Source organism: Kitasatospora sp. NPDC057015 (genome assembly GCF_042673745.1).
Lineage (GTDB): Bacteria > Actinomycetota > Actinomycetes > Streptomycetales > Streptomycetaceae > Kitasatospora.
On the sequence record NZ_JBHUSG010000009.1, the window covers coordinates 114,957 to 133,048 of the forward strand.

The window sequence follows — 18,092 nt, forward strand, 5'->3', positions numbered from 1 at the left end:
CGCTCGCCGGGCCCCGATCCGCCCGCTCGCGAGTGCGCCCGCGGGCCCGTCGACCCCCTGTCCGAATCCTGGACGGGGGGTCGCCGTATTCGCGGGCGAACCGGGCGAAACCGTGACGTGACATGCTCAAATATCGCTCAGATGCACACCGCTATCCGGTCACCGCGTGGTACGACTGCTCCACCCCACGAGACCAGGACGGTGCACCATGGCCGAACAGATCTACGACGAGCTGACGGACGCCAAGCCGGACGAGGAAGGCTACGAGCGGGGCCTCGGCAGCCGGCAGATCCAGATGATCGCGATCGGCGGGGCCATCGGCACCGGCCTCTTCCTCGGCGCCGGCACCGCGATCTCCAAGGCCGGCCCCAGCCTGATCCTCTCGTACGCCGTCGCCGGCGTGGTGATCTTCGTGATCATGCGGGCCCTGGGCGAACTCCTCACCTACCGGCCGGTGTCGGGCAGTTTCGCCGAGTACGCCCGGGAGTTCATCGGCCCCTTCGCCGGGTACGTCACCGGCTGGACGTACTGGCTGTTCTGGGTCGTCACCGGCATGGCCGAGACCACCGCCGCCGCCGTGTACGTGCGGTTCTGGGAGCCGGGCATCCCGCAGTGGTGCAGCGCGTTGGTCTTCCTGCTGATCCTCTACGCGGCCAACCTGATCTCGGTGAAGCTGTTCGGGGAGATCGAGTTCTGGTTCTCGATGGTCAAGGTGACGGCCATCATCGGCATGATCCTGATCGGCATCGGCGTCCTCACGCTGGGCTTCAGCGACGCCGGTGACACCGCGTCGATCACCAACCTCTGGCAGGACGGCGGGTTCTTCCCCAAGGGCGTCGGCGCGACCGTGATGACCCTTCAGATCGTGATGTTCGCCTACCTGGGCGTCGAGTTGGTGGGTGTCACGGCCGGCGAGAGCGAGGACCCGCAGAAGACGCTCCCGCGCGCGATCAACACCCTGCCCTGGCGGATCGGCCTGTTCTACATCGGGGCCCTGACGGTCATCCTGTGCGTGGTGCCGTGGACCGAGTTCCAGCCCGGCGTCAGCCCGTTCGTCGCCGCCTTCGGCAAGATCGGCATCCCGGCGGCGGCCGGCATCATCAACTTCGTGGTGCTCACCGCGGCGCTGTCCTCCTGCAACTCCGGGATGTACTCCACCGGCCGGATGCTGCGCGACCTCGCCCTGCGCGGCCAGGCGCCCGGCCGGATGGCCGCGCTCAACCGCCGGCGCACCCCGGCGGCGGCGATCACCGCCTCCACGCTGTTGATGGGCCTCGGGGTCGTGCTCAACTACCAGGTGCCCGCCAAGGCGTTCGAGTACATCACCTCGGTCGCCACCGTCTGCGGGCTGTGGACCTGGGCGATGATCCTGATCTGCCAGATCCGCTACCGCTCCGCCTGGAAGAACCGCCACCTGCCCGAGCCGGGCTTCAAGGCGCCGACCGGCGTGTGGTCCAGCTGGGCCGCGCTCGCCTTCCTGGTCCTGGTGGTCGTCCTGATCGCCTTCGACGAGGACAGCCGGCTCTCGCTGTACGTCTTCCCCGGCTGGGCCGTCTTCCTGGTGGTCGGCTACCAGGTGCTCAGGCGCCGCAGGCCGGAGGCCGTCCACGGGGTGCCGCACGACCACCTGCACGTCCCGGACGGACGGTGAGTCCGGCCCGGGGGCGCGCTGGCTATCCTGACCGCATGCTGACCATCACCCGCGAACTGCATGACGCGATCGTCGCCCACGCCCGGGCCGACCACCCGGACGAGGCCTGCGGCGTCATCGCCGGACCGGCCGGCACCGGGCGGCCCGAGCGGTTCATCCCGATGCTCAACGCGGCCCGCTCGCCCACGTTCTACGAGTTCGACTCCGGCGACCTCCTGAAGCTCTACCGGGACATGGACGACCGGGACGAGGAGCCGGTGGTCGTCTACCACTCGCACACCGCCACCGAGGCCTACCCCTCGCGCACGGACGTCTCGCTGGCGTCCGAGCCGCACGCGCACTACGTGCTCGTCTCCACCGCGGACGGCACCGAGCCGGGCGACCCCGTCCAGTTCCGCTCGTTCCGCATCGTGGACGGCGAGATCACGGAGGAAGACGTCCAGGTCGTCGAGGCCCACCAGCCCTGATCGCACCCACCTGGATCCGGCCCGCCGGGCGACCACCGGCGCCCGGCGGGCCTTTCCGCGACCACCGGACGGCTCCCTCCGGCCCTTCTCCGTTCACTCGAATCTCATCAGGAGATACGAAAACATCCGGATCGCGAGACGGGAATGTCGGAGCAGGCCCGGGAATCTATACGATGAGTCCATGCGTTCCGTCGATGTGAGCACTCAGGCACCGGGCACCCGCCTCGTGGCGCGCCTGCACGTCGACCTGTGCCGGCTCGCCAGCGCGATCTGTCCCGGTACGTCCGCCGGCTCCCGCTGAGCCGCCCCGCCCCGGCTGCCGCCCGGCACCGCTCCGGGGCCACGCCCTGCCGCGCCCCTGCGGCCCACCACCCCACCTGCACAGGAGCGCACTCATGGCCATCGAGGTCCGCATCCCCACCATCCTCCGCACCTACACCGACGGCGCCAAGTCCGTCGAGGGTTCCGGCGCCAACCTCGGCGAGCTCATCGCGGACCTCGACGCCCGCCACCCCGGCATCGCCACCCGGCTGCTGGAGGGCGGCGACCTGCGCCGCTTCGTCAACGTGTACCTGAACGACGAGGACGTCCGCTTCCTGGAGGGCATCAGCACCGCCGTCGCGGACGGCGACAGCGTCACCATCCTCCCCGCCGTGGCCGGCGGCGCCCGCTAGCAGCACCCCGCCCGCCCCGCCGCACCGGCGGGGCGGGCGCTTCAGCGCTCTCCCACCCTCACCCGCGTCGCACCCGCGCCGCACCCGCCCGTTGCCGGAGGCTCCCTTGCGTTACGACAGCCCGCTCGAAGCCGTCGGCAACACCCCGCTGGTCCGGCTGCCGCGGCTCTCCGCCGGCGTCCCCGGCAACGAGGACGGACGGGTCAGCCTCTGGGCCAAGCTGGAGGACCGCAACCCCACCGGATCGATCAAGGACCGCCCGGCCCTGCACATGATCGAGCGCGCGGAGGCGGCCGGCCTGCTCACCCCCGGCTGCACCATCCTGGAGCCCACCAGCGGCAACACCGGCATCTCGCTCGCCATGGCGGCCAAGCTCAAGGGCTACCGGATGGTCTGCGTGATGCCCGAGAACACCAGCGAGGAGCGCCGCGAGCTGCTGCGCATGTGGGGCGCCGAGATCATCGGCTCGCCCGCCGCCGGCGGCTCCAACACGGCGGTGCGGATCGCCAAGGAGATCTCCGCCGAGCACCCCGACTGGGTGATGCTCTACCAGTACGGCAACCCCGACAACGCCGGCGCGCACTACGCCACCACCGGCCCCGAGATCCTCGCCGACCTGCCGACCGTCACCCACTTCGTGGCCGGTCTCGGCACCACCGGGACCCTGATGGGCGTCGGCCGGTTCCTGCGCGAGAAGGTCCCCGGCGTGCAGATCGTCGCCGCCGAGCCGCGCTACGACGACCTGGTCTACGGCCTGCGCAACCTCGACGAGGGCTTCGTCCCCGAGCTGTACGACGCCGAGGTGCTCACCACCCGGTTCAGCGTGGGCTCCGCGGACGCGGTGCGCCGCACCCGCGAGCTCCTCCAGCAGGAGGGCATCTTCGCGGGCGTCTCGACCGGTGCGATCCTGCACGCCGCGGTCGGTGTCGCCCGCAAGGCCGCGGCGGCCGGCGAGCGCGCGGACGTGGTCTTCGTGGTCGCGGACGGCGGCTGGAAGTACCTCTCCACCGGCATCTACACCGCGGAGAGCACCGAGGACGCGGTCGAGGCCCTGCAGGGCCAGCTCTGGGCCTGACCTCCCGGGCCTGAGACCTCCCGGGCCTGACGAAGGTCCGGGCCCGGCGCTCAGGCCCCGCGCCGCGCCCGCGCCCAGGTCCGCTCGTCGAGCGGGCCGATCCGGCGGCGGAAGGCGGTCAGCGGGACGTCGCGCAGCTCGTCCGTCTCCAGCCAGCTGGCCCGCCCCCGGGCGTCGCCGACCGAGCCGGGCGGCAGCGCGAGCACCCCGGGCCGCTCGGCGTGGTGCTTGCTGGTGATCTTCGCGACGGTGGCGGTCCGGCCGTTCACCCGCAGCACCAGGCACGGCCGGTCCTTGGCGCCCGGCCCGTCCTCGAACGGCACCTCGGCCCACCAGATCTCCCGCGGCGCCGGCCGCCCGCCCCGGCCCGTCCCCGGCGGCCTGGTCCCGCCCCGCCGCGGCCGGGAGGGCGCCGCTCCCCGCCGGGCCCGGCGGGCCAGCGCCCCCGCCAGCGCGGCCAGCGCCGCGACCACCGCCCCCGCCGCGACCATCCAGTACCCGTTCATCTGCCCGACGGTATACCGGGCCGGTTCCCGCCCGCCCCGCACGGTCGCGCCGGCCGCGCCCCGGGGCCATTTATCCGTTCTCTGCCCCTGATTCGTCACAGAACGGTCACCGCGGCCGATACGCGGCCAAGTCGCCCTCCCGGCCGGAAAGGCTGGACCCGCAGCCGAGGCCGGCCTCGGAGCTCCCCGGCCGAAGGTGTCCCCATGAGCGCGCACAGCACCGACCTGTGGTCCTACGCCGAGATCGCCCGCCACATCAACGTCCAGCCCGAGACCGTCCGCAACTACCGCCGGCACGGGCTGCTGCCCGAGCCCGACCTGCACGACGCCGCGGGACACCCGCGCTGGTACGCCGACACCGTCAGGAACTGGGCCCGCAGCCGCCCGCGCCACCGCTGACCGCGCCACCGCCGACCGCATTCCCGCTCGCCGCGCCCTCCGGCACGCGCCCGCACCCGCGCGCGTCACGCCTGCCCGGGCGGCCGGCGAACGGGGCCCGCAGTCGAGTCGGGGGCGGCGCGCCGCCGGCCCCGCGCGCCGCTCGCCCACGGCCCCCGCCCCGGAGCGTTCTGGTGATTCCAGCCACAGCCCGGCACGGAGACGGGGGCAAAGTGCCTCTCCGCCCTTACTCTCGACACGCGAACGCAGTGCTACCGACCGGTGTACCGGCGGGTAGCAGCGGACCCGGGCCACCGCCCGGGCGGACAGGCACGACCAACAGCAGCCAGCGCGCGTCGGGGCGGAGGGGCTCGGTATGAAACTGACCGTGGTGGGGTGCTCGGGAAGCTTCCCGTCCGCCGAATCGCCGTGCTCCAGCTACCTGGTGGAGGCCGACGGCTACCGCCTCGTCATCGACCTGGGCAACGGCGCGCTGGGCGCCCTGCAGCAGTACAGCGGCCTCTACGACGTCGACGCCGTCCTGCTCAGCCACCTGCACGCCGACCACTGCATCGACCTCTGCGCCTACTGGGTCGCCCGCAACTACCGGGCCGAGGGCTGTCCCGAACTCCTCCCCGTCCACGGACCGGCCGGCACCGCCGAGCGCCTCGCGCGCGCCTACGACATGCCGGAGGAACCCGGCATGCGCGAGGTCTTCGACTTCCACACCCTGCGTCCCGGCAGCTTCGACCTCGGCCCGCTGCGGGTCACCGTCGCCCGCGTCAACCACCCGGTCGAGGCCTACGCCTTCCGGATCGAGCACCAGGGCCGCTCGCTCGTCTACTCCGGGGACACCGGCGAGTGCGCCGACCTCGTCGAGCTCGCCCGCGACACCGACCTCTTCCTCTGCGAGGCCGCCTACCTCGACGGCCGCGACACCTACCAGGCCGTCCACCTCAACGGCCGCGAGGCCGGCGAGCACGCCACCGCGGCCGGTGCCCGCCGCCTCGTCCTCACCCACATCCCGCCGTGGACCGACGCCGAGCACAACCGCAAGGACGCCGCGGCCGCCTTCGCCGGGCCCGTCGAGATCGCCCGGCCCGGAGCCGTCTACGAGCTCTGAGCCGGCCCCACCGGCTCCGCCTCGTCCACCTGCTCCGATCAGCGGCCGACCGGAGTCAGCCAGCCCCGGTAGCGCGGCTCGGCCCCCGACACCGCCGCCTCGTACAGATCGGCCAGACGCTTCGTCAGGTCGCCCGGAGCATCCGGCAGTTCGCGGTCGTCCAGCGAGTGCACCGGCACCACTCCGGCCGCCGTCCCGCAGACGAACACCTCGTCCGCCGCGTACAGGTCCGAGCGCAGCAGGTTCTCCACCCGCACCTCCACGCCCAGCTGTCGCGCCAGTGTCAGCACCGTGTCCTGGGTGATCCCCTCCAGTGCGCCCGCGCTGGCCGGCGGCGTCCGCAGCACACCCCCGCGCACCGCGAAGACGTTCTCCGAACTGCACTCGCTCACGAAGCCCTCCGCGTCGAGCAGCAGCGCCTCGTCGTACCCCGCGTCGGTCGCCTCCCGCCGGGCCAGCACCGAGTTCAGGTACGGGCCGGTGGCCTTGGCCGCGTTCGGCACCGCGTTCGGCGAAGTCCGCTGCCAGCTGCTGGTCTTCACCCGGATCGCCCGGCCGCCGGAGTCCAGCGCCGCGAGCGAGTCCCAGCTCGCGATCACCGTCGAGACGGGGGAGGAGCGCATGTCCAGGCCCATCGCGCCGTACCCCAGGAACGCGAAGTGCCGGAGGTAGCAGGACTCGTGGCCGTTGGCCCGCACCAGGTCCACCGTGGCCCTCGCCAACTCCTCCTCGCCGTAGGGGAGATCGATGCGCAGCATCCGCGCACTGCGCTCCAGCCGGCGCAGATGGTCGGCCAGCCGGAACACCGCAGGCCCCTCGGCGGTGGCGAAGACCCGGGTGCCCTCCAGCACTCCGGTGCCGTAGTGCAGGCCATGGGTCAGCACATGGACCCGCGCCTCGTGCCAGGGCACCAGGGCGCCGTCCATCCAGATCACGGAAGCTTCGGAGAGAGACATGTGCCCATCCTCGACCGCGGCGGCGGCCCGGACCGGGGCACGGACCCGTCCGGAACCGGTCATGACCGGGAACGGCCACGGCCGCGACGGTCGTGCCGGAACGACCGGCACCGCGTGGCCGGCCGGCCCCGGGCCGTCTCGCCGTGCGAAACCCCGGTGCCGCCCCGCCCGGCCCTCGGTAGGGTGCCGCAGATGAAACGGCCCGACGACGCGGCGCCACCCGGCGGCGACGCCGCCCACCTCTACGGCCGGCTGCTCGCCGAGCCCGGCCTGCCGCCCGAGACCCTCGGCTGGCCCCCCGACCGGCTCGCCACCGCCACCGCCGAACTGCGCGCACTCGGACTGCTGCGCCCGGCCGCCGCCGGTCACACCACCGTCTCCGTCGACACCGCCGTACGCCAGCTGCTGCTCGACGCGGACGGGCAGATCGCCGCCCTGTTCGACGCCGTCCGGCGCACCCGCGACACCGTGGAACAACTGCACGGCGGCTACCTGCCCGTCCAGGAGCGCCACCGCGCCGACCACCTGCTCGAACTCGTCCGGGGCCCGGAGCGCATCGCCGCCCTGCTGGAGGACACCGCCCGGGGCGCCCGTACCGAGGCGCTCTCGCTGCGGCCCGGACAGGACCCGTCCGGCCCCGCCCTCGCGGACAAGCTCGCCCGCGAACGCATCGCCCTCGCCCACGGCGTGGCCATGCGCACCGTCTACCCGGCTGCCGCGCTGCGCCGCCCCGCCGTCCTCGCACACCTGCGGGAGCTGACCGCGGCCGGCGCCCGCATCCGGGTCGCCCACACGCTGCCGCTCTGGCTGATCGCCGTCGACGCCCGGCTCGCCGTCCTGCCCGCCCCGGCGGCATCGGCCTCCGAGACGCCGGCCTCCGAGGTGCCCGCCGAGGCGGCGGCGGCCCTCGTCGTCCGCGAGCCCGCGGTGGTCGCCATGATCCGCGAGCTCTTCGAGTACGTCTGGGCCGGTGCCTGGACCCCGCCCGAACTCCTCTCCACCGCGCGGCGGCCGGCCGAGCCGGCCGACCGCCACCACGAGGTGCTGCGCCTGCTCGCCGCCGGACTCACCGACGCCGCCATCGGCCGCAAGCTGGAGATCTCCGAACGCACCGTGCGCCGGCTGGTCGCCGAGCTGATCGCCGACCTCGGCGCGGAGAGCCGCTTCCAGGCGGGCGTCCACGCGGCCCGGCTGGGCCGCCTGTAGGCGGCCCAGCCGCCCGGCTCAGCGCACCCGGCTCAGCGCTGCCCGGGCACGGGCAGCCCGAGATGCTCGCGCAGGGTCGAGCCGGTGTACTCGGTCCGGAACACGCCCCGCTCCTGCAGCAGCGGCACCACCTGGTCGACGAAGTCGTCCAGCCCACCGGGAGTGAGGTGCGGGACGAGGATGAACCCGTCCGCGGCGTCGCTCTGCACGTGCTCGTTGAGCTGCGCCGCGACCGTGCGCGCCGACCCGATGAACGACTGGCGCCCGGTCACCTCGATCACCAGCTCCCGGCTGCTCAGCTTCTTCTCGGCCGCCGTGGCCCGCCACCTGGCGGCGATCTCCAGCGGGTCGCCGATCCTGGTCCGGCCCTGGACGAGTTCGCTGTCCGGCACCGGGTCGGCCGTCGGCAGCGGCCCGTCCGGGTCGTGGTCGGAGAGGTCGATGCCCCACACCTGCTCCAGGTGGGCGATCGCGGTGCGCGGACTGACCTGGGCCCGGCGGATCTCGGCCGCGCGCTCCTGGGCCTCGGCATCGGTGTCACCCAGGACGAACGTGACGCCGGGCATGATCTTCAGCTCGTCGGGCTTGCGCCCGTACGCCGCCAGCCGCCGCTTCACGTCGTGGTGGAACGCCTGCCCGGCCTCCAGCGTGCTGTGCCGGCTGAAGATCACGTCGGCCGCCGAGGCCGCGAACTCCCGGCCCTCCTCGGAGTCGCCCGCCTGGATCACCACCGGGTGCCCCTGCGGGGGCCGCGGCAGCGACAGCGTGCCCGTCACGTCGAACTGCGGTCCCGAGTGCCGTACGGGCGCGCCGTCGGCGTCCCAGAACTCCCGCGCGAGCTGGACGAACTCGGCCGCCCGGGTGTACCGGTCCGCGCGGTCCAGGTAGCCGCCGCGGCGGAAGTTCTCCCCGGTGAAGGCGTCCGAGGAGGTGACCACGTTCCACGCCGCCCGGCCCTCGGACAGGTGGTCGAGCGAGGCCAGTCGCCGGGCCAGCTCGTACGGCTCGTTGAAGGTCGCGTTCACCGTCGCCGCCAGCCCGAGCCGTTCGGTGACCGCCGCCAGGGCGTTCAGCACGGTGATCGACTCCGGGCGGCCCACCACGTCCAGGTCGTGGATCCGGCCCTTCACCTCCCGCAGCCGCAGCCCCTCGGCGAGGAAGAAGAAGTCGAACTTCCCGCGTTCGGCCGTCTCCGCGAGATGCCGGAAGGACGAGAACTCGATCTGGCTGCGGGAGGCCGGATCGGTCCACACGGTGGTGTTGTTGACGCCGGGGAAGTGCGCGGCGAGATGGATCTGCTTGAGCGGACGGCCGGTCATCGGGTCACCTCGGCGGCGGGGGAGCGGGTGGCGGCGGGGGCGGGGACGGTGGCGGCGTACCGGCTGGCGGGCCGGGCCAGGCCGAGGTGATCGCGCAGGGTGCGGCCGGTGTAGTCGGCCCGCAGCAGTCCGCGCGCCCGCAGTGCCGGCGCGACCCGCTCGGCGAAGGCGGCGAGGTCACGGCCGGGATCGGCGGGGACGAGATGGAACCCGTCCACCCCGCCGGTCGCGGCGATCCGTTCGGTCAGCGCCTGCGCCGCCGCCTCGTCGGCGAGCGCCACGTCCAGGCGGAGCAGGATGCGCAGCTGCTCGCCGGCCTGGAGCCGGAGCCGGTCGGCGACGGCCCGGGCCTCCTCGGGCCCCGGGGCGTCCAACAGGACGACGTCGGCGTACCGCACGGCGAGAGCGGTCCGCTCGGGCAGGTCGTCGGCGGTCAGCGCGACCACGACGACGGGGCGGCCCTGGGGCGGGCGCGGGGTGATGGACGGGCCGCGCACCGAGAAGTACCGGCCCTGGAAGTCGGTGTAGTGCAGCTTGTCGCGGTCGATGAAGCGGCCGGTGGCGACGTCGCGGATCTCGGCGTCGTCCTCCCAGCTGTCCCAGAGCCGGGCGGCGGCGTCCACGGCCTCGGCGGCCTCGGCCCACAGGTCGGCCGCCGGGGCGGTCTCCCGCCGGCCGAAGGCGCGGGCCTCCTCCTCGGAGTCGGAGACCGCGACCTGCCAGCCGGCCCGGCCCTCGCTCACCCAGTCCAGGGTGTTGACCGAGATCGAGGTGTGGAACGGCTCGGTGTGGGTGGTGGTGACGGTCGGCACCAGGCCGATCCTGTCGGTCACCGGGGCGAGCCGGGAGAAGGTGGCCAGCGCGTCCGGGCGGTGCGGGGCGGCGGCGAAGGAGTCGTCGAGGGTGACGAAGTCCAGGGTCGCCCGCTCGGCGGCGAGGGCGAGTGCGGAGTAGTGGTCGGCCCGGACGTGTCCGGGGCTGTCGAGGGCGGCGGAGAAGTGCAGCTGTCGGGGCATGGCGTGGCCTGGTTTCCTCGTGCGGGTACGCGAAGGGGCCCTTTCGGGCGACACGAGATGCTGGGGCGGGCAGAGCCGGGCGGAACGTCAGCCGGGCAGCCGCAGGGAACGGGTCAGGCGCGACACGCCGCGGACCACACGCGACCGAAGTCGATGTGGCTGCGGGTGACCAGAATGCGCCGGACGTTCACCGCCCCAGTTGACCAGCGATCTTGCCGATCCGTCAACCACCGCCCGGGAAGTGGACCGCGCGGGCCCGGCGCCGCGGCCGCCCGGGTACGCGAAACCCCGCCCCGCCGCTCGGGTACGCGAACACCCCGCCCCGCCGCTCGGGGGGTGAGCGGCGGGGCGGGGTGCGGGTGTCGCGGTGGTGCCGGGCGGGCGTCAGGCCTTGGTGACGTCCTCGATCTCGTCGTCGTCCTCGCGACCGGGGGTCTTGAGGTCGAACTTGGCGATCGCGAAGCGGAAGAGGAAGTAGTACAGGGCCGCGAAGACCAGACCGATCGGGATGATCAGCCAGGGGCTGGAGGCCTTGTTCCAGGCGAGGGCGTAGTCGATCAGGCCCGCCGAGAAGGTGAAGCCGTCGTGCACGCCGAGGGCCCAGGTGACGGCCATCGAGACGGCGGTGAGCAGCGCGTGGATGACGTACAGGGCGGGGGCGATGAAGACGAAGGCGAACTCGATCGGCTCGGTGACACCGGTGACGAAGGAGGTCAGGGCCAGCGACATCATCATGCCCATCACGGCCTTGCGGCGGTGCGGCTTGGCGGCGTGGGCGATGGCCAGGGCGGCGGCCGGGAGCGCGAACATCATGATCGGGTAGAAGCCCGACATGAACTGTCCGGCGGTCGGGTCGCCGGCGAAGAAGCGGTTCAGGTCGCCGTGCACGACGGTGCCGTCGACCTTGGTGAAGTCACCGGTCTGGAACCAGGCGTAGGAGTTCACGAACTGGTGCATGCCGACCGGCAGCAGACCGCGGTTGACCAGGCCGAAGGCACCCGCACCGAGCGCGCCGGCACCGATCAGGGTGTCGTTGAGGCTCTTGATGGCGTCGCCGATCGGGCCCCAGGTCAGGGCGAAGAGCACGCCGACGGCGGTGCCGACGAAGGCCATGATGATCGGGACCAGGCGGCGGCCGTTGAAGAAGCCGAGCCAGTCGACCAGCTTGGTGCGGTGGTACTTCTGCCAGAGCACGGCGGCCAGCAGGCCGATCACGATGCCGCCGAGGACGCCGGGGTTCTGGTACGTGGCGGCCACGTACTTGCCGTCGACGATCTTGCCCTCGGTGATCGGGAAGGCGGTCAGCACGTTCTTGTAGACCAGGAAGCCGACCAGCGCGGCGAGCGCGGTGGAGCCGTCGGACTTCTTGGCGAAGCCGATCGCGATGCCCACCGCGAACAGCATCGGCAGGTTGGCGAACACCGCGTCACCGGCGGTGGAGAAGACGGTGGCGACCTTGCCCCAGCCGAGGCCGTCCTTGCCGAAGACGTCGTCCTGGCCCAGACGGAGCAGCAGGCCTGCGGCGGGCAGCACGGCGATCGGGAGCTGGAGGCTGCGGCCGATCTTCTGCAGACCCTGGAGGACGCTCTGGCCGTACTTCTTGGCGGGGCTCGGCGCCGGGGCCGGGGCCGGTGCCGCGTCGGGCGCCGGTGCCTTCGCAGACGTAGTCATGGGGGAGGTTCCTTACGGCAGGGGCGGTCGGGGTGGTGCAGGGGGCGCGGACCGCCGCGAACTGGTCTACACCACACGTGGTGTAGACCAGTTTTCTAGCACGAGCGGAGAAGGGGCGGAACCCCAGATAGCCGTGCAGGTGGGAAGCGCTATGAAATCGAAACCTTCTTGAGGATTCGCGATCATGATTACCGACCGTGATTGTGCTTTTGGCGATTTGCGCAACAAAATGCCCGCCCGACGGCTCCGCGGTCACCCGGGCCGGGTGGTGGTGGACGAACGGTCGGCCCCCGGGGGACGTCTCCGGGGCCGGCTCCGGGCGGGGGCGCCCCGCGGACCGGATGCCGGCGAACCGGTCGACCTGGCCGGGCCGGGCGGGTGGGCGCGGTTCGATCCGCCGGTCCCCTCACCCGCGGCGACCTGCGCCGCAGGGTTCGCCGGACTCCGGCGCGGAGCAGCGCGCGAGGTGATCGGCTGACCGGACATCATCACGGTGAAGAAGCCTGCCACGAACGCGCCGCCGCGCAATCCCCTCCGGTCGATCAACGCCGGAACTGCACAACTCCGTCCGGATCTCACACGCGCCCTGCCGGCGCGGTCGCCGGGATTGTCCCGCTATCCGGAGATCCGTCGCCCGATTGCCCGGAACGGCCCCGGGAATCCGGCCGCCCGGCTGGTGCGCGCACCCGGCCGGGTGCGGGCCGCCGCGCCCGGCACCAGCGGTGACCACCGCCGTGACCACCACCATGACCACCGCGGGGGCCCGCGCGGGCGGGCCGGGTGCCGGGTGGTGAGCCGCCCGCCGGCGGCCCGGGGCCGGCCGGGCCTCCGCCCGGGGAGGTCGTTCCGGTACGAGTCGTCCAATCCCCCCGGAATTCCCGGCGGGGAATTCCCGGCGCTCCCCGGGCCCGCTCGGTCCGGCTGCGCGGAAATCGGAGCGGGCCCCCGGAGAATCACCCCCCGGGGGCCCGCAGGACTTTTCCGACGCTATGCCTTGGTGACGTCCTCGACTTCCTCGTCGTCCTCGCGGCCGGGTGTCTTGAGGTCGAATTTCTTGATGATGAAGTAGAACAGCGCGTAGTAGACCACCGCGAAGCAGAGGCCGATCGGGATGATCAGCCAGGGTTTGGTGGCCAGCGACCAGTTGATGACGTAGTCGATCAGGCCCGCCGAGAAGGTGAAGCCGTCATGGACCCCGAGCCCCCAGGTGACCGCCATCGACACGCCGGTCAGCACCGCGTGCACCGCGTAGAGGGCGGGGGCGATGTAGGCGAAGGAGTACTCGATCGGCTCGGTGACGCCGGTGACGAAGGAGGTCAGGCCGACCGACAGCATCAGGCCGTAGATCTCCTTGCGGCGATGGGGCTTGGCGGCGTGGGCGATGGCCAGGGCGGCGGCCGGCAGCGCGAACATCATGATCGGGAAGAAGCCGGAGGTGAACTGGCCGGCCGTCGGGTCGCCCGCCAGGAAGCGCGGGATGTCGCCGTGCACCATCTCGCCGTTCGCCTTGGTGTAGTCGCCGAACTGGAACCAGACGAAGGTGTTCAGCAGCTGGTGCATGCCGATCAGCAGCAGGGTGCGGTTGGCGACGCCGAAGACCCCGGCGCCGCCGGAGCCGAGGTCGACCATCCACTGGCCGAAGTCGGTCATGGCCCGCCCGATCGGCGGCCAGACCCAGACCGCGAGGCTGCCCAGCAGCATGCCCATCAGGGCGGTGATCATCGGGACCAGGCGGCGTCCGTTGAAGAAGCCGAGCCAGTCGACCAGCTTGGTGCGGTGGAACCGGACCCAGAGCCAGGCGGAGAACAGGCCGATCAGGATGCCGCCGAGCACGCCCGGGTTCTGGTAGACGGCGGCCTCGGCCTTCGCGTTGGCCACGTCCACGCAGGCGTTGCCGACCAGTTTGGTCGGCGCCGGGCAGTCCTCCGGGAAGGACTGGAGGATCTTGTAGTAGACCAGGAAGCCGACCACCGCGGCGAGCGCGGTGGAGCCGTCCGCCTTCTTGGCCATGCCGATCGCGACGCCGATGCAGAACAGCAGCGGCAAGCCCAGACCGGAGTCCAGCAGGGCGCCGCCGGCCGCCTTGAAGACCGTGGCGACGTTGTCCCAGCCGAGGCCCTCCGGGCCGAAGACGTCGTCCTGGCCCAGCCGGTTCAGGATGCCCGCGGCCGGCAGGACGGCCACCGGCAGCTGGAGGCTGCGGCCCATCTTCTGGAGTCCGCCGTAGAAGCCGTGCCACCATTTCGCCTGTGATGCTGCGGCGCCTGCTGAACTCATCATCGCCCTCCGAGAGCAGTGCCCGTTGCGTGCGCTCACCGGGAGCTGCCGGAACACCTGGGGCGTTTCCCACGTTCATCGGAGTGGACGTAATATTGGTGTAGACCACTCGCGGCGAAGGGGGCGGGCGCGCCAGGGGACCGGAGGTCCCGCTGACCGTCATCCTCAGACGAAGATCCAGAGTGCGCGCGCCGAGGTGGGCCAAACGTGGACTAACCTGGCAAACCGGTCCAACTCGGGTGATGCTGGTCGCGCCGCTGACGCGACACGGCACATGAGCCCGCGTCAGCGCCGACCCACCGCAGCACAGGGCAGTACGGCACCCGGCAAAGCAGCCGACGCCGAGACAGAGGGAGAAAGACATGGCCAGCAAGGCTGAGAAGATCGTCGCCGGTCTCGGCGGCATCGACAACATCGAAGAGGTCGAAGGCTGCATCACCCGCCTGCGCACCGAGGTCAAGGACGCCTCCCTGGTCAACGAAGCCGCCCTCAAGGCGGCCGGCGCCCACGGCGTCGTCAAGATGGGCACCGCCATCCAGGTCGTCATCGGCACCGACGCCGACCCCATCGCGGCCGACATCGAAGACATGATGTGACCTGACCCACCCGGTCACCCACACGGCCCGCCCAGCAGCACCCGCTGCCGCGCGGGCCGTCCGCACACCCGGACCCCGCCCGCCCCCGCACCGCCCGGCCCGCACCGGCCACCGCCACCCCCTCCGGCCCGCCCACCGGCCGTCCGCGCGCCCGAGCCCGCCACCAGGACCGACTACGCTCGGACGCTATGTCACGCATCGACGGCCGCACCCCCGACCAGCTCCGCCCCATCACCATCGAACGGGGCTGGAGCAAGCACGCCGAAGGCTCCGTCCTCGTCTCCTACGGCGACACCAAGGTGCTCTGCACCGCCAGCGTCACCGAAGGCGTCCCCCGCTGGCGCAAGGGCAGCGGCGAGGGCTGGGTCACCGCCGAATACTCCATGCTCCCCCGCGCCACCAACACCCGCGGCGACCGCGAAGCCGTCAAGGGCCGCATCGGCGGGCGCACCCACGAGATCAGCCGGCTCATCGGCCGCTCCCTGCGCGCCGTCATCGACCACCGCGCCCTCGCCGAGAACACCATCGTCCTCGACTGCGACGTCCTCCAGGCCGACGGCGGCACCCGCACCGCCGCCATCACCGGCGCCTACGTCGCCCTCGTCGACGCCGTCGCCTGGGCCCGCGACAAGAAGATCCTCCGCGCCAAGGGCCAGCCCATCACCGGCGGCGTCAGCGCCGTCAGCGTCGGCATCATCGACGGCGTCCCGATGCTCGACCTCCAGTACGAGGAGGACGTCCGCGCCGAGACCGACATGAACATCGTCTGCACCTCCGACGGCCGCTTCGTCGAGGTCCAGGGCACCGCCGAGGGCGCCCCCTTCGACCGCGCCCTCCTCGACCAGCTCCTCGACCTCGGCACCCTCGGCTGCGCCGAGCTCGACGAGATCCAGCGAAAGGCCCTCGGGGGCTGACCGGCGCAACCCGCCGCGCGCGACACCGGCACCGGGCCCGGCTCCTGTACAGGCCGGGCCCGGAGCCCGTACGGTTCCCCGCAGTACCCCGCACGGGAACCGCCGGACCCAGCCCAGCGTCCTTCCCCCCGGAACCCCGCGTACCCAGGAGGACCGGATGCCCCAGAGCATCACCCGCCCCGCCACCCTCGCCGTGGCCGCGCTCATCGCGATCCTCCCGCTCAGCGCGGTCAGCTGCTCGGCCGCCCAGAAGGCCCTCGACTGCGGCAACACCGCCATCAAGATCACCGGCGACATCACCGACGTCACCAACGCCTTCAACAACGCCAGCAACGACGCGGCCGCCGCCGGGCAGGCCCTCCAGAAGCTCAAGAACGACCTCGACCAGCTCGGCAAGAACTCGAAGAACACCGACGTCTCCAAGGCCATCACCGACCTCACCACCCAGGTCGACAAGGTCCAGCAGGCCGTCAACGCCAAGCAGGTCCCCGACCTCAAGCCGCTCGGCGACGCCGCCGGCAACCTCACCCAGGTCTGCACCGGCTGACCCCGGGCGACACCGGCGACCCGCCCCACCCCGCCTTGGCTAGGGTGGGGCCATGAGCACCCGCCGCCTCGTCCTCGCCACCCGCAACCAGCACAAGGTCACCGAGCTGCGCGCCATCCTCGGCGCCGCCGGACTGGACGTCGAACTGGTCGGCGCCGACGCCTACCCCGAGATCCCCGACGTCGCCGAGACCGGCGTCACCTTCGCCGAGAACGCCCTCCTCAAGGCGCACGCCCTCGCCAAGGCCACCGGCCTGCCCGCCGTCGCCGACGACTCCGGCCTCTGCGTCGACGTCCTCAATGGCGCCCCCGGCATCTTCTCCGCCCGCTGGGCCGGCAGGCACGGCGACGACCGCGCCAACCTCGACCTGCTGCTCGCCCAGCTCTCCGACATCGCCCCCGAGCACCGCGCCGCGCACTTCGCCTGCGCCGCCGCCCTCGCCCTCCCCGACGGCACCGAGCGGGTCGTGGAGGGCACCCTGCCCGGCACGCTGCGCACGGCCCCCTCGGGCGACGGCGGCTTCGGCTACGACCCGCTCCTCCAGCCGCTGGGCGAGAGCCGGACCTGCGCCGAGCTGACCGCCGACGAGAAGAACGCGATCAGCCACCGCGGCCAGGCCTTCCGGGCGCTGGCACCGGTGGTGCGGGAGCTGCTGGGCTGACGGGGTGTCCGTCGCCACGACGAAGGCCCGCTCGGAGTGATCCGAGCGGGCCTTCGTTTCTAAGGTGCACACCAGTGCGGCCGAAGGGATTCGAACCCTCAAGTCCTCACGGACCAACGGACCTAAACCGTCTGCGTCGCCACTGCGCCACGGCCGCCTGCCCTGCTGGGCATCATGCTACTTGGCTGCCGAAACGAAGTGCACCTCGCTTTTCGAGCTCAGCCCTGGCCGGCCGGGGTGCCCTCCGTCCGAGGTGGTGGGCCGGGCGTCGGGAGGTTTGCGCCCAGGCCGCCCCTGTTCCTCCCGCAGTAGGTGTCCGTGGTCGCATGGCAGTTCGGGCAGAGCAGTCTGAGGTTGCCGGGGCGGTTGTCCGACCAGTCCCCGTTGATGTGATCCACTTCGAGGGTGAGCGGCCGTCCGAGCCACTCGGGCCCCGTGCCGCAGCCTTCGCAGCTCTCAGGACGGCCGAGTTCCGTCAGGGCCTTGCGGAGCCTTCTCCCCGGAAGACGTCCGCTGTCCGAGGGGCGTTCCACGAGGAGCTCCCCGGGTGCAAGCTTGCTCGCGGGTGGCTTGCCCCGGTTGTGGGCCTGTCCCGTGAAGTGCGAGGTGTCGATCCCGAACGCCGCGATGCGGCGCGCGACGTGGGCCTGGGTTCCGCCGCCCTGGCGGTGGTTCAGGTGGCGCAGGACACCGGCCAGGCTCTGTGAGGCCGTCACGGCCTCCTGCAGCAACTCCCTGGTGTAGACCGTGCGGACCGGCCGGAAGTGCGAGGTGTCGATCCCGTAGTGCTTGAGCCGCCTGCTCAGGTAGCTGTGGGTGCCGCCCGCCGGCGGGACGCCGAGGCGTCGCATCATGTCGTTGACGCTGCTGGACTCGGCGGCCAGTCCGGCGAGCAGTTCGCGGGTGTACTTGATGGTCATGCGTGTCCCCTCGGGCCGAGTGGTGCGCCCGTCCCCCGCTCGTACGAACGACTGTTGGGATGTCTGGGTTACGGGTATGCACGGAAGTTGGGCCGGCGCAGGGGCCTGAGGTGGCGAGTTGGTAACTTCTTTGCC

The 18,092-nt window shown here is 72.3% G+C and carries 19 protein-coding genes and 1 tRNA gene; 12 read left to right on the forward strand and 8 right to left on the reverse strand.

Translation table 11 applies throughout. The annotated features are described in order from the left end of the window. Positions 1-208: 208 nt before the first annotated feature. The 5 genes from ACFTWP_RS11755 to ACFTWP_RS11775 all read left to right on the forward strand — a co-directional run bounded on the left by ACFTWP_RS11755 (position 209) and on the right by ACFTWP_RS11775 (position 3,867). Positions 209-1,651 carry an amino acid permease gene (locus tag ACFTWP_RS11755; RefSeq protein ID WP_380264314.1) on the forward strand — a complete coding sequence of 481 codons (1,443 nt, stop codon included), beginning with the start codon at positions 209-211 and terminating at the stop codon, positions 1,649-1,651. 35 nt (positions 1,652-1,686) lie between these two features. After that, a complete protein-coding gene (locus ACFTWP_RS11760; RefSeq protein WP_380264315.1) occupies positions 1,687-2,118 on the forward strand; it encodes a Mov34/MPN/PAD-1 family protein in 432 nt (143 codons plus the stop codon). Positions 2,119-2,299: 181 nt separating this feature from the next. Next, complete coding sequence (locus tag ACFTWP_RS11765) at positions 2,300-2,419, forward strand: putative leader peptide (protein WP_329495163.1); 120 nt, start codon at positions 2,300-2,302, stop codon at positions 2,417-2,419. Positions 2,420-2,513: 94 nt separating this feature from the next. Then, a complete protein-coding gene (locus tag ACFTWP_RS11770; protein WP_190211342.1) occupies positions 2,514-2,792 on the forward strand; it encodes a MoaD/ThiS family protein in 279 nt (92 codons plus the stop codon). A 106-nt stretch (positions 2,793-2,898) separates the two neighbouring features. Further along, on the forward strand, positions 2,899-3,867 hold the full coding sequence (locus ACFTWP_RS11775) for a PLP-dependent cysteine synthase family protein (protein ID WP_380264316.1): 969 nt from the start codon (positions 2,899-2,901) through the stop codon (positions 3,865-3,867). Positions 3,868-3,917: 50 nt separating this feature from the next. Here ACFTWP_RS11775 and ACFTWP_RS11780 read toward each other — a convergent pair whose 3' ends face one another. After that, the gene (locus ACFTWP_RS11780; protein ID WP_380264317.1) at positions 3,918-4,373 is read right to left on the reverse strand and encodes a type II toxin-antitoxin system PemK/MazF family toxin; all 456 of its coding nucleotides are present in this window, start codon (positions 4,371-4,373) and stop codon (positions 3,918-3,920) included. Positions 4,374-4,577: 204 nt separating this feature from the next. Between ACFTWP_RS11780 and ACFTWP_RS11785 the strand changes: the two genes are divergently transcribed. Together ACFTWP_RS11785 and ACFTWP_RS11790 are read left to right on the forward strand one after the other, a co-directional pair. Further along, positions 4,578-4,772 carry a MerR family transcriptional regulator gene (locus ACFTWP_RS11785; protein ID WP_380264318.1) on the forward strand — a complete coding sequence of 65 codons (195 nt, stop codon included), beginning with the start codon at positions 4,578-4,580 and terminating at the stop codon, positions 4,770-4,772. A gap of 355 nt (positions 4,773-5,127) precedes the next feature. Then, complete coding sequence (locus tag ACFTWP_RS11790; RefSeq protein WP_380264319.1) at positions 5,128-5,874, forward strand: MBL fold metallo-hydrolase; 747 nt, start codon at positions 5,128-5,130, stop codon at positions 5,872-5,874. Between the two features lie 38 nt (positions 5,875-5,912). Here ACFTWP_RS11790 and ACFTWP_RS11795 read toward each other — a convergent pair whose 3' ends face one another. After that, positions 5,913-6,830: a branched-chain amino acid transaminase gene (locus ACFTWP_RS11795; protein WP_380264320.1), complete on the reverse strand. Its 918-nt coding sequence runs from the start codon at positions 6,828-6,830 to the stop codon at positions 5,913-5,915. Positions 6,831-7,022: 192 nt separating this feature from the next. Between ACFTWP_RS11795 and ACFTWP_RS11800 the strand changes: the two genes are divergently transcribed. Beyond that, positions 7,023-8,036: a LuxR C-terminal-related transcriptional regulator gene (locus ACFTWP_RS11800; RefSeq protein WP_380264321.1), complete on the forward strand. Its 1,014-nt coding sequence runs from the start codon at positions 7,023-7,025 to the stop codon at positions 8,034-8,036. 32 nt (positions 8,037-8,068) lie between these two features. Here ACFTWP_RS11800 and ACFTWP_RS11805 read toward each other — a convergent pair whose 3' ends face one another. From ACFTWP_RS11805 to ACFTWP_RS11820, 4 genes are all read right to left on the reverse strand, one after another. After that, a complete protein-coding gene (locus ACFTWP_RS11805) occupies positions 8,069-9,355 on the reverse strand; it encodes an LLM class flavin-dependent oxidoreductase (RefSeq protein WP_380264322.1) in 1,287 nt (428 codons plus the stop codon). After that, a complete protein-coding gene (locus tag ACFTWP_RS11810; protein ID WP_380264323.1) occupies positions 9,352-10,371 on the reverse strand; it encodes an LLM class flavin-dependent oxidoreductase in 1,020 nt (339 codons plus the stop codon). The genes ACFTWP_RS11805 and ACFTWP_RS11810 overlap by 4 nt, the downstream gene beginning before the upstream one ends. Positions 10,372-10,755: 384 nt before the next feature. Then, entirely contained in the window at positions 10,756-12,042 is a 1,287-nt protein-coding gene (locus tag ACFTWP_RS11815) for a PTS transporter subunit EIIC (protein ID WP_380264324.1), read from the reverse strand. Between the two features lie 987 nt (positions 12,043-13,029). Then, positions 13,030-14,319, reverse strand: coding sequence for a PTS transporter subunit EIIC (locus ACFTWP_RS11820; RefSeq protein WP_380264325.1), 1,290 nt, complete (start codon positions 14,317-14,319; stop codon positions 13,030-13,032). Positions 14,320-14,681: 362 nt separating this feature from the next. On the opposite strand from ACFTWP_RS11820, the gene ACFTWP_RS11825 reads away from it, so the two are divergent. The 4 genes from ACFTWP_RS11825 to rdgB all read left to right on the forward strand — a co-directional run bounded on the left by ACFTWP_RS11825 (position 14,682) and on the right by rdgB (position 17,037). Then, positions 14,682-14,915, forward strand: a complete 234-nt coding sequence (locus ACFTWP_RS11825) for a glucose PTS transporter subunit EIIB (protein WP_063349220.1) — start codon at positions 14,682-14,684, stop codon at positions 14,913-14,915. Positions 14,916-15,103: 188 nt separating this feature from the next. After that, positions 15,104-15,829 carry a ribonuclease PH gene (gene rph, locus ACFTWP_RS11830; protein WP_380264326.1) on the forward strand — a complete coding sequence of 242 codons (726 nt, stop codon included), beginning with the start codon at positions 15,104-15,106 and terminating at the stop codon, positions 15,827-15,829. Positions 15,830-15,986: 157 nt separating this feature from the next. Beyond that, the gene (locus tag ACFTWP_RS11835; RefSeq protein ID WP_380264327.1) at positions 15,987-16,376 is read left to right on the forward strand and encodes a hypothetical protein; all 390 of its coding nucleotides are present in this window, start codon (positions 15,987-15,989) and stop codon (positions 16,374-16,376) included. Between the two features lie 52 nt (positions 16,377-16,428). Continuing rightward, positions 16,429-17,037 carry an RdgB/HAM1 family non-canonical purine NTP pyrophosphatase gene (rdgB, locus tag ACFTWP_RS11840; protein ID WP_380264328.1) on the forward strand — a complete coding sequence of 203 codons (609 nt, stop codon included), beginning with the start codon at positions 16,429-16,431 and terminating at the stop codon, positions 17,035-17,037. A 75-nt stretch (positions 17,038-17,112) separates the two neighbouring features. On the opposite strand, the gene ACFTWP_RS11845 is transcribed toward rdgB, so the two are convergent. Together ACFTWP_RS11845 and ACFTWP_RS11850 are read right to left on the reverse strand one after the other, a co-directional pair. Continuing rightward, positions 17,113-17,194, reverse strand: a tRNA-Leu gene (locus ACFTWP_RS11845). 61 nt (positions 17,195-17,255) lie between these two features. Further along, entirely contained in the window at positions 17,256-17,957 is a 702-nt protein-coding gene (locus tag ACFTWP_RS11850; protein ID WP_380264329.1) for an HNH endonuclease signature motif containing protein, read from the reverse strand. Positions 17,958-18,092: the final 135 nt, after the last annotated feature.